The 15,339-nt window shown below is 64.3% G+C and carries 6 protein-coding genes; all 6 read left to right on the top strand.

The features are described 5' to 3' along the window. A complete protein-coding gene (locus IEV40_RS14025) occupies nt 1-3,318 on the top strand; it encodes an alpha-1,4-glucan--maltose-1-phosphate maltosyltransferase (protein ID WP_229724155.1) in 3,318 nt (1,105 codons plus the stop codon). A 65-nt stretch (nt 3,319-3,383) separates the two neighbouring features. Further along, a complete protein-coding gene (treS, locus tag IEV40_RS14020) occupies nt 3,384-6,818 on the top strand; it encodes a maltose alpha-D-glucosyltransferase (protein WP_188422696.1) in 3,435 nt (1,144 codons plus the stop codon). Between the two features lie 2 nt (nt 6,819-6,820). Beyond that, nucleotides 6,821-9,136 (top strand): 1,4-alpha-glucan branching protein GlgB, encoded by a 2,316-nt coding sequence (gene glgB, locus IEV40_RS14015; protein WP_229724154.1) that lies wholly within the window; start codon nt 6,821-6,823, stop codon nt 9,134-9,136. A 1-nt stretch (nt 9,137) separates the two neighbouring features. Next, a complete protein-coding gene (glgX, locus tag IEV40_RS14010; RefSeq protein ID WP_188422694.1) occupies nt 9,138-11,288 on the top strand; it encodes a glycogen debranching protein GlgX in 2,151 nt (716 codons plus the stop codon). After that, on the top strand, nt 11,275-13,131 hold the full coding sequence (gene treZ / locus IEV40_RS14005; protein ID WP_188422693.1) for a malto-oligosyltrehalose trehalohydrolase: 1,857 nt from the start codon (nt 11,275-11,277) through the stop codon (nt 13,129-13,131). Before glgX ends, treZ begins: the two co-directional genes overlap by 14 nt. After that, nucleotides 13,128-15,329 carry a 4-alpha-glucanotransferase gene (malQ, locus tag IEV40_RS14000; RefSeq protein ID WP_188422692.1) on the top strand — a complete coding sequence of 734 codons (2,202 nt, stop codon included), beginning with the start codon at nt 13,128-13,130 and terminating at the stop codon, nt 15,327-15,329. The genes treZ and malQ overlap by 4 nt, the downstream gene beginning before the upstream one ends. Nucleotides 15,330-15,339: the final 10 nt, after the last annotated feature.

The raw sequence follows: 15,339 nt of genomic DNA, 5'->3' as shown, positions 1-15,339 counted from the left end.
ATGGAAAGCCAGGCCGTTCCGGGCTTGCGCCCGCCGCGACTCCATTGCATTGCTGCCGAAGACATCGTTCGCACGGACGACTGGCAGCCCCTGCTCGCGCGCGTGGCGGCAATGGAATTCGACAGCATCCTGCTGGCCGGCCACGCGTTGACATCGTTCGCCGGCGAACACGACGGCGACAGCGCGCTCGCGCGCTTTGCACGCGCATGCCGCGCAGCCGGCCTGCGCGTGCTGCTCGATCTGGAACTGGATCGCTTCCCGGTCACACACCACTGCTACACGCACCACGAGGAAAACTTCTTCCTGCCGGAACACGATACGCATACGCTGCCCGATCCGCGCTTCAGCGCGGCGACGCATGACGACCGCCATGCCCAATTGCGCATGGACGCGGCCGGCACGCAACTCGCCACGCAGATCTGGCAGACGCAACTGACGCAATGGCTGGCCGCCGGTGTCGGCGGCTTTCGCTGCCTTGGCATGGCGCGCATGACACCTTCGCTGTGGCAGACGCTGATCGCACACGCACGCTCCACCGTCGGCGGTGCCGCCTTCCTCGCCTGGACGCCCGGCTGCACGCCGGAGCAACTGACGACAATCGCCGGCTGCGGCTTCGACGCCGTGTTCTCGTCCGACGCATGGTGGGACTACCGCGCCAGTTGGTTCGCCGAAGAGAATCGGCGGCTGTCAGCCGTTGCGCCCGTCATCGCCGTGCCCGAAGATCCGGCCGGCGGCCGTCTGATCCATCGCCTGCATCTGGACGACACCGAAGCCGCGCGCTGCGCCTGCCTGCGTGCGCTGCAGGTCGCCGCACTGGCCGGCGACGGCATCCTGCTGACCGAGGGATTCGCATTCGGTGCCGACGCGGCACTGGGCGAACTGCATCAGGATGCGCGCTGGCATGAACAGCCGCTGTTCGACCTGACGCAGGACATCGCAGCAGTCAATCGCCATCTGCATCGTCATGCCGACAACCCGCGCCAGCCGCTGCAGCAGTTGTCCGCGCCGCATGCCGATATCGCATTTCTGCTGCGGCAGATCGAACCGTTCGCTTCGTCTGCCGCCGAACTTGCGATCGTCAACGCCGATGCGCATCAGCAGCGGCAGATTTCCGCCGCGCTGCTGCGCGAACGATTGAGCGGCTGGGCGCTGCCGCTGCAACAGATGCAGCACGGCCCAACGCTGGCGCCGTCGGAAGTACAGGTGCACGAACTGCAGCCGGCGCAACCCGTCGTGCTGCCTGCCGGCGGAAAAACCGCCACGCTGCGCGCCGCCTTGCGTGCCGCAAAAGCGCCGCGCATCGCGATCGAAAACATCGCGCCGGTCGTCGATCACGGCCGCTTCGTCGCCAAGCGCATCGCCGGCGATCCGGTTGCCGTCGCAGCCGACATCTTCGGCGACGGCCACGACAAGCTGGCGGCAGCCGTGCTGTGGCGCGCCGCCGACGACGAGGCATGGCAGGAAGCGCCGATGCTGCCGATCGGCAACGATCGCTGGCGCGCCATCCTGCCGCTGCAGCGCATAGGCCGCCATCTGTTCGCCGTCATCGCGTGGCGCGACGATTTCGCCACCTTCCGCGACGAGCTGGAAAAGAAACTGAAAGCCGGACTGGACGTCACGCTGGAAATCCGCGAAGGCTGCCAGCTGATCGAAAAAACCGCATCGCAACAGCCGGCGACAAACCTGCATGCAAATAAGTATGAAAATAAGCATGCAGACACGCTGAAGAAGCTGCTGAAACAGTTACCTGCAAAGAAGAAACTCGACAATGCAGACGAAGCGCTGGCGCTGCTGCTCTCGGCCGAGACCGCGCAACTGATGCAGTCGGCCGACCTGCGCGCCTTCTGCACGCGCAGCGACGAATACCGCATCGATGCCGAGCGGCGCGAAGCCGCCTTCGCCAACTGGTACGAACTGTTCCCGCGCTCGCAGAGCGGCGATCCGTTGCGCCACGGCACTTTCGACGACGTGATCCGCCGCCTGCCTGCCGTGCGCGACATGGGCTTCGACACGCTGTACTTCCCGCCCATCCATCCGATCGGCAGCAAGAACAAGAAAGGAAAGAACAACAGCCTGACGCCGGCGCCTGACGATCCTGGCAGCCCGTATGCGATCGGCTCCGAACTCGGTGGCCACGATGCGATTCATCCGCAGCTCGGCACGCTGCAGGATTTCCGCCGCCTGCTGGTGGCAGCCGCCGAACACGGCATGGAAGTCGCGCTCGATTTCGCGATCCAGTGCTCGCCCGATCATCCATGGCTGAAGGAACATCCCGGCTGGTTCGCCTGGCGGCCGGACGGCTCGATCCGCTATGCAGAAAATCCGCCGAAGAAATACGAAGACATCGTCAACGTCGATTTCTATGCAGAGAACGAAGACGATCCGGCGATTCCCGACCTGTGGCTGGCGCTACGCGACGTCGTGCTGCTGTGGGTGCGGGAAGGCGTGCGCGTATTCCGCGTCGACAATCCGCACACCAAGCCGCTGCCGTTCTGGGAATGGATGATCGACGACGTGCGCGCCCGCGCGCCGGATGTGATCTTCCTGTCGGAAGCGTTCACGCGGCCCAAGCCGATGTATCGACTGGCCAAGGTCGGCTTCTCGCAGTCGTACACGTATTTCACATGGCGCCACGGCAAGCAGGAATTCATCGATTACCTGACGGAACTGACGGCCGATTCACAATGCGGTGGCGGCCCTCGCGATTTCTTCCGTCCGCATTTCTTCGTCAACACGCCGGACATCAATCCGGTCTTCCTGCAACGCTCGGGCCGGCCCGGCTTCCTGATCCGCGCCGCGCTGGCGACCACGCTTTCCGGATTGTGGGGCATGTACAGCGGATTCGAACTGTGCGAGGCGCAGGCGGTCACAGGGAAAGAGGAATATCTGGATTCGGAGAAATACGAAATCCGCGCGTGGGACTGGAGTCGCCCCGGCAACATCGTGCGCGAGATCGCGATGCTCAACCGCATCCGCCGCGCCAATCCGGCGCTGCACACGCATCTTGGCGTGCGTTTCCATTACGCATCCGACGACGCGATTCTGTATTTCGCCAAATTCACGCGCGATCCGCAGGACGGCAACGACGAGCGTTTCGGCGACAACGCGCTGCTGGTGGCGATCAATCTCGATCCCTTCCATGCGCACGATGCCGCGATCGATGTGCCGCTGTGGCGCTTCGGCCTGCCGGACGATAGCTCGGTGCACGTCGAGGAACTGACCAGCGACGCGCATTTCGTCTGGCACGGCAGGCAGCAACAGATTCGTCTTGATCCGCAGCAACAGCCGTTTGCAATCTGGCGCCTTCGCCCCGGCTGAAACCGCATCTGCAGGACAGCAATACCGCACCAGGCGCCGCACACGCAGCAGACAGGGAAAGAACAATGACCAATCCGCGCACTGCACAACTTGCCGAACAGGACGCCGCCGAACCGTCGGTCCGTTTTACCGACGATCCGCTGTGGTACAAGGACGCGGTCGTCTATCAGCTGCACATCAAGTCCTTCTTCGATGCGAACAACGACGGCGTCGGCGACTTCGCCGGCCTGATCGACAAACTCGATTACATCGCGCAGCTCGGCGTCAACACGGTGTGGCTGCTGCCGTTCTATCCATCGCCGCGGCGCGACGACGGTTACGACATCGCAGCCTATATCGGCGTGCATCCCGACTACGGCACGATGGAAGACGCGCGCCGCTTCATCGACGCCGCCCATGCGCGCGGCCTGCGCGTGATCACCGAACTGGTCGTCAACCATACGTCGGACCAGCATCCGTGGTTCCAGCGTGCGCGCAATGCGCCGCCCGGTTCGCCCGAGCGCAATTTCTACGTGTGGGCCGATACCGATGTCGGCTACGACGGCACGCGCATCATCTTCTGCGATACCGAAAAATCGAACTGGACCTGGGACCCGATCGCCAACGCCTACTTCTGGCATCGCTTCTATTCGCACCAGCCGGACCTGAACTACGACAACCCGGAAGTGCTCAAGGCCGTGCTCGAAGTGATGGACTACTGGCTGGACATGGGTGTGGACGGCCTGCGACTCGACGCCGTGCCCTACCTGATCGAGCGCGAAGGCACGACCAACGAAAACCTGCCCGAGACGCACACGATCCTGAAGAAGATACGCGCGCACATGGATCAAAAATATCCGGACCGCATGCTGCTGGCCGAAGCCAACATGTGGCCGGAAGACGTGCAGCAGTATTTCGGCGACGACGACGAATGCCACATGGCCTTCCACTTTCCGCTGATGCCGCGCATGTACATGGCGCTGGCGCAGGAAGACCGTTTTCCAATCACCGACATCCTGCGGCAGACGCCGGACATTCCGAACGATTGCCAGTGGGCCGTCTTCCTGCGCAACCACGACGAGCTGACACTGGAAATGGTGACAGACCGCGAGCGCGATTACCTGTGGAACCACTACGCATCCGATAAGCGCGCGCGCATCAATCTCGGCATCCGTCGCCGCCTCGCACCGCTGCTGGAACACGACCGCCGCCGCATCGAACTGCTGCACAGCTTCCTGCTGTCGATGCCGGGCACGCCGGTCATGTACTACGGCGACGAGATCGGCATGGGCGACAACATCCACCTCGGCGACCGCGACGGCGTGCGTACGCCGATGCAATGGACATCGGACCGCAACGGCGGCTTCTCGCGCGCCAATCCGCAAAGCCTGGTGCTGCCGGCGATCATGGACCCGATCTATGGGTTCCAGGCAAACAATGTCGAGGCGCAGCACAGCGATCCGTATTCGCTGCTGAACTGGATGCGCCGCATGCTGCAGGTGCGCGGCAAGCACCGCTCGTTCGGCCGCGGCACGCTGAAGCTGATCTATCCGACCAACCGCAAGATTCTCTCCTACCTGCGCGAACACGAAGATGCCGATGGCAATTGCGAAACCATCCTGTGCGTAGCCAACGTGTCGCACGCTGCGCAGGCGGTCGAAATCGATCTCTCCGTCTTCAATGGCAAGGTGCCGGTCGAACTGCTGGGCGGCACCGCCTTCCCACCGATCGGCCAGTTGCCGTATCTGCTGACGCTGCCGCCGTTCGGCTTCTACTGGTTCATCCTCGCCAACGAATCCAGCATGCCGGCCTGGTACGTGCAGCCGGCACAGCCGCTGCCCGACTATCGCACACTGGTGCTGCCGCACGGCGCGCCCGACCTGCTGCGCGGCGCCGCGCGCATGACCCTCGAATACGACACGCTGCCGCATTACCTGTCGCTGCGCCGCTGGTATGCCGGCAAGCAGAAGAAGCTGGAATCCGTGCACATCGCGCTCGCCACCACACTGCCGATGCCAGCCGGCAAGCTGCCGATGATGCTGACCGAACTGGTCGTCGATGCCGACCATAATGGCGACCGCTATTTCCTGCCGCTGGGCGTTTACGCCGATGCCGACGACAGCGCCGCCTCCGGCCTGCCGCAACAGCTGGCGCTGGCACGCGTGCGGCGCGACCGCCGCGTCGGCATGCTGACCGATGCGTTCTCGCTCGACGCATTCGCGCTGCGCGTCTTCGAACTGATCCACGAACAGGCAAGCATCGAGACCGAAGACGGCAGCATCGTTTGCAGCACCACGCCGCTGATCGAGAAGGTTGAGTTGCCGGAACAATGCGACGTGCGCCGCATGACGGTCGAACAATCGAACAGCTCGCTGACAATCGCCGATACCGTCGTCGTCAAGGTGATCCGTCACCTGACTGCCGGCATCCATCCGGAACTGGAAATCGGCCGCGTGCTGACCGCGCGCGGTTACGCAAACGCGCCGACCATTCTCGGCGACATGACGCGCATCGGCGCCGACGGCACGCCGCACACACTGATCGTGCTGCAAGGCTTCATCCACAGCCAGGGCGATGCCTGGCGCTGGACGCTGGACACGCTGGCACGCGCCTCGCAGCAAGCGGACGGTGTCAATGGCGGCGCCAATCATGCCACCGCAAATACGGCTGCCGGCGCAAGTGCAAGTACAAGTCCGGGCACAAGCCAGGCCACAAGCGTGGAAACGCCGGAAATGGCCGAGATGGCCGATCCCATTGTCGACCTGCTGCAGTTTGCCGCCACACTCGGCAAGCGCCTGGCGGAATTGCATGCGGTACTGGCGCAGGAATGCGACGATCCCGCCTTCACGCCCGAGCATGCGACCGCAGAAGACTGCCGATACCTCGCCCGCAACATCCGGCAGCAACTGGAATGTGCACTCGAGCTGTTGCACGACAACGATGCGCTGGATGCGGAATACGCCGCAATGGCCGATACCCTGTACGGCCGGAAGGAGGCGCTGTGCGCTCTGGCCGATCGCCTCGCGGCACAGGCAGTCGGCACGCTGCGCACGCGCATTCATGGCGATTTCCATCTGGGCCAGGTGCTGGTCGCCTCCGGCGACGTCTATCTGCTCGATTTCGAAGGCGAGCCGCAACGTTCACTGGCGCAGCGCCGCGAGAAGAACAGTCCCTGGCGCGATGTCGCCGGCCTGCTGCGCTCCTACGACTACGCCGCCTATTTCTCGGCCAACAGCGCGTCATCTGACCTTGGCGACGTCGCGCTGGCACGCCGCCAGAAAATCCTGCAGCGCTACGTGCCCGAATCGCGCGCCGCCTTCCTCGATGCCTACGCCGCGCTCGCACCGGATGCCACTGCCTCCGACGTGCTGCTCGACTTGTTCACGCTGGAAAAGACCGCCTACGAAATCTGCTATGAAGCAGCCAACCGGCCGACCTGGCTGCCGGTGCCGTTGCGCGGCCTGAGCGAACTGGCCGACCGGCTTCTGAAACAGGAACAGCAGGAAAGACAGGAAAAATGAAGATGTCCGACGCTTCTTTCAATATTTCTCTCGCGGCACCCACGGCGGTTTCCGCCGCCCGCGACACCCGTGCCGCCTCCGCCAGCGACGATGCCGTCCTCGCAACGACGCAGGGACGGCTTGCCGATCCGTTCGCCTTTCTCGGCCCGCACAGGAGCGGCGACGTGATCGAAGTGCGCAGCTATCAGCCCGGCGCAATCGCCGTGCGGCTGCAGACGAAGAATGGCTGCCACGCACTCGAACAGATCGCTGACACCGGTGTATTCGTCGGCACGCTGTCCAAGGACGCGAATGAAATACCTTCCTATACGCTGCAAACAGACTGGCCGCATGCCGATGGCGACACCACCACCTTCGAGACCGAAGACCCGTATGTCTTCGGCCTGCTGCTGGGCGAGCTCGACCTGCACCTGATCGCCGAAGGCCGCCATCGCGAACTGGGCCGCTGCCTGGGCGCACTGCCGATGACGATAGACGGCGTGGCCGGCACGCGCTTCGCCGTGTGGGCGCCGAATGCGCAGCGCGTATCGGTGGTCGGCGATTTCAACGCCTGGGATGGCCGCCGCCATCCGATGCGCTTGCGTGCGCCGGCCGGCGTGTGGGAAATCTTCATTCCGCGTCTCATGCCAGGCGAGCGCTACAAATACGAACTGCTGGACGCGCATGGTCGCGTGCTGCCACTGAAAGCCGATCCGGTCGCACGCGCCACCGAGCTGCCGCCATCGACCGCATCGGTGATCGCACCGGCCACGCCGTTCCGCTGGAGCGACGAGGCATGGATGAAGACGCGTACCGAATTGCCCAGCCTGTCGGCGCCGCTGTCGATCTACGAAGTGCATGCCGGCTCCTGGCTGCGCGTACCAGAAGAAGAAGGCCGCAGCCTCGACTGGCACGAACTCGGCGACCGCCTGATTCCGTATGCACTGGAAATGGGCTTCACGCACCTGGAATTCCTGCCGATCATGGAGCATCCGTTCGCCGGTTCGTGGGGCTATCAGCCGCTGTCGCAGTTCGCTCCCAGCGCGCGCTTCGGCACGCCGGCCGCCTTCGCCAATTTCGTCGACCGCTGCCACAACGCGGGACTCGGCGTGATCCTCGACTGGGTGCCAGCGCACTTCCCGTCCGATGCGCACGGCCTCGCGCATTTCGACGGCAGTGCGCTGTACGAACACGCCGATCCGCGCGAAGGCTTCCACCAGGACTGGAACACGCTGATCTACAACCTCGGCCGCAACGAAGTGCGCGGCTTCCTGATCGCCTCCGCGCTGGAATGGCTGGAACATTTCCACGTCGATGGCCTGCGCGTCGATGCGGTGGCCTCGATGCTGTATCGCGACTACAGCCGCAAGGAAGGCGAATGGGTACCCAATATCCACGGCGGCCGCGAGAACCTTGAATCGGTCGCTTTCCTCAAAGAGTTGAACGACACCATCGCCGCGCGCTGCCCCGGTGCGCTGATGATCGCCGAGGAATCGACCGCCTGGCCGGGCGTCACCGCGCCGGTGAAGAACGACGGCCTCGGCTTTACCTACAAGTGGAACATGGGCTGGATGCACGATACGCTGCGCTACATCGGCCACGATCCCATCCATCGCCGCCATCACCATCACGACATGACTTTCGGCATGGTGTACGCCTACTCCGAACATTTCGTGCTGCCGATCTCGCACGACGAAGTGGTGCACGGCAAGGGTTCGCTGTACGGCAAGATGCCGGGCGACGACTGGCAGAAGCTCGCCAACCTGCGCGCCTATCTCGGCTTCATGTGGACGCATCCGGGCAAGAAGCTGCTGTTCATGGGTTGCGAGTTCGGCCAGCTCGGCGAATGGAACCACGATGCCTCGCCCGAATGGCATCTGCTCGACGATCCGCGCCATCGCGGCGCGCAGCGGCTGGTGCGCGACCTGAATCGTCTTTACGTGGAAGAGCCGGCGCTGCACGAAAGCGATGGCGAACCGGCAGGCTTCCGCTGGCTGGTCGGCGACGATGCGGCCCACAGCGTCTACGCCTTCCTGCGCCTGAGCGCCAATGCCGCGCCGATGCTGATCGTCGTCAACATGACGCCGGTGCCGCGCAGTGGCTACCGCATCGGCCTGCCGGATTTGTCCAATGCCTCAATTGACACTGCGACCAGCGATGTACGAGAAGCACCGGCCTGGGAAGAAGTCCTCAACACCGACGCCGCCGTCTACGGCGGCAGCAACCTCGGCAACGAAGGCCGTGTCATCGTCACCGACCAGCCGGCGCACGGCCATTCACATTCAGTAGTGCTGACGCTGCCGCCGCTGTCCACGCTCGTTTTCAGAAAGCACGCCTGAAATGACACACGCCAGCCATAGTCAGCACAATCAGCAATACCGCGCGCGCATCCACAGCGGCAGCCCGTATCCGCTGGGCGCCACCAGCGACAGCCACGGCACCAACTTCGCCGTCTTCTCCGCGCACGCCGAACGCATCGAACTGTGCCTGTTCGATGCCGGCGGCAAGCACGAAATCGCACGCCACGTGCTGCCCGAATGCACAGATGAAGTCTGGCACGGCTATCTGCCCGACGTGCAGCCCGGCCAGTTGTACGGCTATCGCGCCTACGGCCCCTACCAGCCGGAGCACGGTCACCGCTTCAATCCGAACAAGTTGCTGATCGATCCATATGCGAAACGCCTCCACGGCCAGTTGCGCTGGAGCGATGCGCTGTACGGTTATCGCGTCGGCGGCACGCGCGGCGATCTCAGTTTCGATCGCCGCGACAGCGCACCGGCCATGCCGAAATGCGTGGTGGTCGACGACAATTTCCACTGGGGCCATGACACACCGCTGAACAAACCCTGGGAGCGCACCGTCATCTACGAAGCGCACGTGCGCGGCATGACGATGCGCGCCGGCTGGATTCCGGCAAACGAACGCGGCACCTTCGCCGCGCTGGCCGATCCGGACGTGATCGATCACCTGGTCAAGCTCGGCGTCACTTCGATCGAACTGCTGCCGGTGCATGCGAACGTGCAGGATCGACGCCTGCTGGAAAAAGACCTGCGCAATTACTGGGGCTACAACACGCTGTCCTATTTCGCACCGGAACCGTCGTATCTGTCCGACGGCTCGCTGAACGAAATGCGGCGCGCCATCCATCAGCTGCACTCGGCCGGCATCGAAGTGATCCTCGACGTCGTCTACAACCACACCGCCGAGGAAAGCGAACTCGGCCCGACGCTGTCGTTCCGCGGTCTCGACAACTGCAGTTACTACCGGCTGTTGCCGGATCGCCTGCGCCACTGCATCAACGATACCGGCTGCGGCAACACGGTCAACCTGTCGCATCCGCGCGTGATCCAGCTGGTGATGGATTCGCTGCGCTACTGGGTGCAATCGTTCCACGTCGACGGCTTCCGTTTCGACCTCGGTGTCACGCTCGGCCGCGAAATTCACGGCTTCGATCCGGGCTGCGGCTTCTTCGATGCCTTGCGGCAGGATCCGGTGCTGGCGCAGACCAAGCTGATTTCCGAACCGTGGGACATCGGCCCCGGCGGCTACCAGATCGGCAACCATCCAGCCGGCTTCGCCGAATGGAACGGCCGCTTCCGCGACGACGTGCGCCGCTTCTGGAAGGGCGATGCCGAAATGCGCGGTGCACTGGCGGCACGCCTGCTCGGCTCATCCGATCTGTTCGCGCATCACCGCCGGCGGCCGTGGGCCTCGGTCAACTTCGTCACCGCGCACGACGGTTTCACGCTGCAGGACCTGGTCAGCTACAACGACAAGCACAACGAAGCCAACGGCGAAGACAACCGCGACGGCGGCAACGACAACGAAAGCTTCAACTGGGGCGCCGAAGGACCGACCGACGACGAAGGCATCCTCGCCACGCGCGAAAAGGTCAAGCGCGCGATGCTGATGACGCTGTTCTTCTCGAACGGCACGCCGATGCTGCTGGCCGGCGACGAATTCGGCCGCACACAGCGCGGCAACAACAACGCCTACTGCCATGACGACGAACTGTCGTGGATGGACTGGGAACAGGTGGAGAGCGACGCCGGCCGCGCGCTGCTGGCATTCGTCACACACTGCATCGCGGTACGCGCCGAACGACCCACGCTGCATGCCGCGCATTTTTATACCGGCGAAACGGAAATACTGCCGGGCCTGCTCGACACCGACTGGTTCGACGAAAGCGGCACGCCGATGGATCAGGAAAACTGGGATTACGCCGAAGGCCGCCTGCTGGCACTGCGCCGCGTCGCGCGCGCCGAACACAAGCGCGGCGTCGAAGGCGAAGTATCGGCCACGCTGCTGCTGGTCAACGCACATTCGGAAGATCGCGAATTCATCCTGCCGGAACCGCATCTCGACTGGATCGTGCTGATCGATGCCGCCGAAAGTAATGACGGACCCAGCGTACGTAAACCACGCGACAACCGCATCACCGTCGCCTCGCACAGCGCCATGCTGCTGGTAGCCGATCATGTCGCGCTTTGAATTCTCTTTTGGCGCGCAGCTGCACGAAGACGGCCATACGCGCTTCCGCCTGTGGGCGCCGAGCGCACGCGCAGCCAACGTCCTGATCGACAACGCCGCACTGCCGATGCAGTCGCTGCCGCACGACTGGTACGAGGCAACGATACGCTGCGGTGCCGGCACGCGCTACCGCTACGAAGTCATCAATGAGGACGGCGGCATCCTCGCCGTCGCCGATCCCGCATCGCGCGCGCAGGCCGGCGATGTGCACGACGCAAGCATCGTCGTCGATCCGCGCGGCTATCACTGGCTGTATCCGCTGTGGCGCGGCCGGCCGTGGCGCGAGACGGTTCTGTACGAACTGCACGTCGGCATCATGGGCGGCTTCGAAGGCGTCACGCGCCAGCTGCCGGCGCTGGCCGAACTCGGCATCACCGCCGTCGAGCTGATGCCGGTGGCCGAATTCCCTGGTGCGCGCAACTGGGGGTACGACGGCGTGCTGCCATATGCGCCCGACGCATCGTACGGCTCGCCGGAACAGCTGAAGGCGCTGGTCGATACCGCGCACGGCCTCGGCATGATGGTCTTCCTCGATGTCGTCTACAACCACTTCGGGCCGGACGGCAACTACCTTGGCGCATACGCCAAAGATTTCTTCCGCGACGACATCCACACGCCGTGGGGACAGGCCATCGATTTCCGTCGCCGCGAGGTACGCGATTTCTTCACCGAAAATGCGCTGTACTGGCTGACCGAATACCGCTTCGACGGCCTGCGCTTCGATGCCGTGCACGCGATCAGCGAACAGGACTGGCTGCAGGAAATGGGTGAACGCATCAGGCAGGTCATCGGGCAAGCCGGCGGCAAGGAAGAAAACAATGCGCGCCACGTACATCTGGTACTGGAACATGACGGCAACGCTGCGCACCTGCTGACCGGCAACGACGGCCCGACATCCGGTGCGCCCTTCAATGCTCCATTCAATGCGCAATGGAACGACGACGGCCACCACGTGCTGCACGTGCTGCTGACCGGCGAACGCGAACACTACTATCAGGACTATTGCGAACGGCCGGCCGAACGGCTGGCGCGCTGCCTCGCCGAAGGCTTCGTCTATCAGGGCGAATGTTCGCCGTTGCGCCATGGCGAACCGCGCGGCGAGCCGAGCGCGGACCTGCCGCCATCGGCTTTCGTGCTGTTCCTGCAGAACCACGACCAGGCCGGCAACCGCGCCTTCGGCGAACGCTTGACGACGCTGGCGCGGCCGTCCGCACTACGTGCGGCGATGGCGCTGGTGCTGCTGTCGCCGCAGATTCCGCTGCTGTTCATGGGCGAGGAAATCGGCGCCACACAACCTTTCCTCTACTTCACCAGCTACAGCGAAGCGGCACTGGCCGCCGCCGTGCGCGACGGTCGTCGCCAGGAATTTTCCGGCTTCGCCGCGTTCGCCGACGAAGCGGCACGCGAATCGATTCCAGATCCAAACGATGTGCAAACCTTCGCCGCGTCGATCCCGCAAGCGCAAGACCGCGCCGGCGAATGGCACGCATGGGTGCACGCGCTGCTGACGCTGCGCCATGCGCAACTCGTACCGCGTCTCGAAGGCTGCCGCTCGCTCGATGCCTGCGTGCTGGAAGACGGCAAGAGCGAAGCTGCCGTCGCCGCGCGCTGGCAGTTGGCCGACGGCAGCGTGCTGTCGGTCGCGATCAATCTCGCGGAGAAAGACATCAATGTAAAACTCGACGCCATCGCCAGGACCGCCGGCGCCGACCTGCTGTTCGAAACGCCCGGCACGCTGGCCGCGCTCGGCCGCGACTGCCTGCCTGCCGATTCCTTCATCGCCCTGCTGGAGCCTGCCGCATGAGCGCACAAGCCGACCGCCTCCCTGCACAACACCCTGCCGTCGACGATGCACCGGCCAGCGAAACGCTGCATCGCCTCGCACAGGCTGCCGGCCTGTCCGTTGAATGGACGGATGCCTTCGGCCACCGCCAGACGGTGCCGGCCGGCACGCTGCGCAAGGTGCTGGCGGCATTGCAGCTCGACTGCAGCGACGATGCCGCCTGCGACGCATCGGTTGCAGCATTGGCGCAGGAAGATATCCAGCTTGCGATTCCGCCGCTGATCACGGCACAGATCGGGCAGGAAATCGTGCTGTCGCCGCATGCACAAGTGCATGGGCAACCGTATCGGCTGAACTACGAAGACGGCGACACGGCGGACGGCAATGTTTCCGACGACACCCATCAGCCGGCGCGGCTGCCGGCCATCGATCGCATCGGCTATCACCGGCTCTACATTGGTGAACAGCACAGCGTGACGCTGGCGATCGCGCCGCCGCGCTGCTTCAGCGTCGCCGATGCCTGCGGCGATGCCGATGCGCATCCACGGCTATGGGCGCTGGCCGCGCAACTGTATTCGCTGCGCAAGGATGGCGATGCGGCAAAACCGGGCACGGCGGATACCGGCTTCGGCGATTTCTCCGCACTGGAAACGCTGGTGCAGTCGGCTGCCGCGCATGGTGCATCGGCGATCGCGATCAGCCCGGTGCATGCGATGTTCAGCGCCAATCCCCATCACTACAGCCCGTACGGCCCGTCGAGCCGGCTGTTCTTCAACGTGTGGCACATCGATCCGGCCGCCGTCAGCGGTACGCAGGCATTGGCCGATGCGATTGCCCGACTCGGCCTCGAAGAAGAACGGCAGCGCCTGCAGGCCTGCGAACTGATCGACTGGCCGGCGGCGGCACGCTGGAAGCTGTCCGTGCTGCGCGAACTGTTCGACCAGTACGACATCCGCAACGACGACTGGAAGGAATTCGAAGCATTCCGCCTCGAAGGCGGCGTCATGCTGGAAGACCATGCACGCTTCGAGGCGCTGCACGCGACGATGCGCGCGCAAGGCATCGAAGGCAGCTGGCGCGACTGGCCGGAACAGTTCCGCGATCCGCGCGGCGATGCCGTCGCATCCTTTGCCGAAGCGCAGGACAACGAAGTGATGTTTCACGCCTTCCTGCAATGGCAGGCCGCGCGCGGACTGCAGCACGCGCAACGCGCCGCGCGCGAGGCCGGCATGAAGATCGGCCTGATCACCGATCTGGCAGTCGGCGCCGAAAGCGGCGGCAGCCAGGCATGGAGCCGCCAGCAACAGATGCTGACGGGGCTTTCCGTCGGCGCGCCGCCCGACCTGCTCGGCCCGCGCGGACAGAACTGGGGACTGGCCGCCTTCTCGCCGCGCGCGCTGCGGCAGTATGGCTATCAGGCCTACATCGAAATGCTGCGCGCGGCCTTTCACTACGCCGGCGGCGTGCGCATCGATCACATCCTCGGCCTGCAGCGATTGTGGCTGGTGCCCGAAGGCATGGACGGCACGCACGGCGTCTACCTGCGCTATCCGCGCGAAGACCTGATGCGACTGATCGCGCTGGAAAGCCATCGCTACAAGGCGATCGTGATCGGCGAAGACCTCGGCACCGTGCCGGCCGGCTTCGGCGAAGCGCTGGCCGATACGGGACTGATGGGCATACGCGTACTGTGGTTCGAACGCGAAGGCGATCGCTTCCGTCCGCCGTCGCACTGGTCGCCGCATGCGATCGCCACCACCGACACGCACGATCTGCCGACCGTCGCCGGCTGGTGGCACGCCCGCGATGTGGCATGGCGCGCCAAACTCGATCTGCTGGCCGCCGACGCCAGCGCCGAACACGAATATGCGGCGCGCGCGCACGAACGCTGGATGCTGACGCATGCGTTGAACGAAGCGCTGCCCGAGGTTTTTCCAGATACGCATGTCGACGGCAACGATTCGCAGCCGCCGTTGAACGCCATCCTGCGCTTCGTCGGAATGACGCCTGCGCCGCTGGTCATCGTGCCGCTGGAGGACATGCTCGGCCTCGAAGAACAACCGAACCTGCCCGGCACCATCGATACGCATCCGAACTGGCGACGCCGCCTGCCGCTGCCGGTGAGTGCGATGCTGGAGGGCGACGCGGCGGAAAGACTGGCCGTTCTCGCGCAGGCACGCAACACACGTAACGCAAAGGAAGCAGGAAAAGAAACGTAGAAAAACAAAA

Origin of the sequence: Oxalicibacterium solurbis, assembly GCF_014635845.1 — a bacterium.
Taxonomy (GTDB): domain Bacteria; phylum Pseudomonadota; class Gammaproteobacteria; order Burkholderiales; family Burkholderiaceae_D; genus Oxalicibacterium; species Oxalicibacterium solurbis.
The sequence above is the reverse complement of the archived record's forward strand: the minus strand, read 5'-3'. Positions and strand labels throughout refer to the sequence as shown.

Excerpts from the sequence above, each read along its gene's own strand:
- IEV40_RS14025 (WP_229724155.1), top strand. The coding sequence starts at position 1 with ATGGAAAGCCAGGCCGTTCCGGGCTTGCGCCCGCCGCGACTCCATTGC.
- treS (WP_188422696.1), top strand. The coding sequence starts at position 3,384 with ATGACCAATCCGCGCACTGCACAACTTGCCGAACAGGACGCCGCCGAA.
- glgB (WP_229724154.1), top strand. The coding sequence starts at position 6,821 with ATGTCCGACGCTTCTTTCAATATTTCTCTCGCGGCACCCACGGCGGTT.
- glgX (WP_188422694.1), top strand. The coding sequence starts at position 9,138 with ATGACACACGCCAGCCATAGTCAGCACAATCAGCAATACCGCGCGCGC.
- treZ (WP_188422693.1), top strand. The coding sequence starts at position 11,275 with ATGTCGCGCTTTGAATTCTCTTTTGGCGCGCAGCTGCACGAAGACGGC.
- malQ (WP_188422692.1), top strand. The coding sequence starts at position 13,128 with ATGAGCGCACAAGCCGACCGCCTCCCTGCACAACACCCTGCCGTCGAC.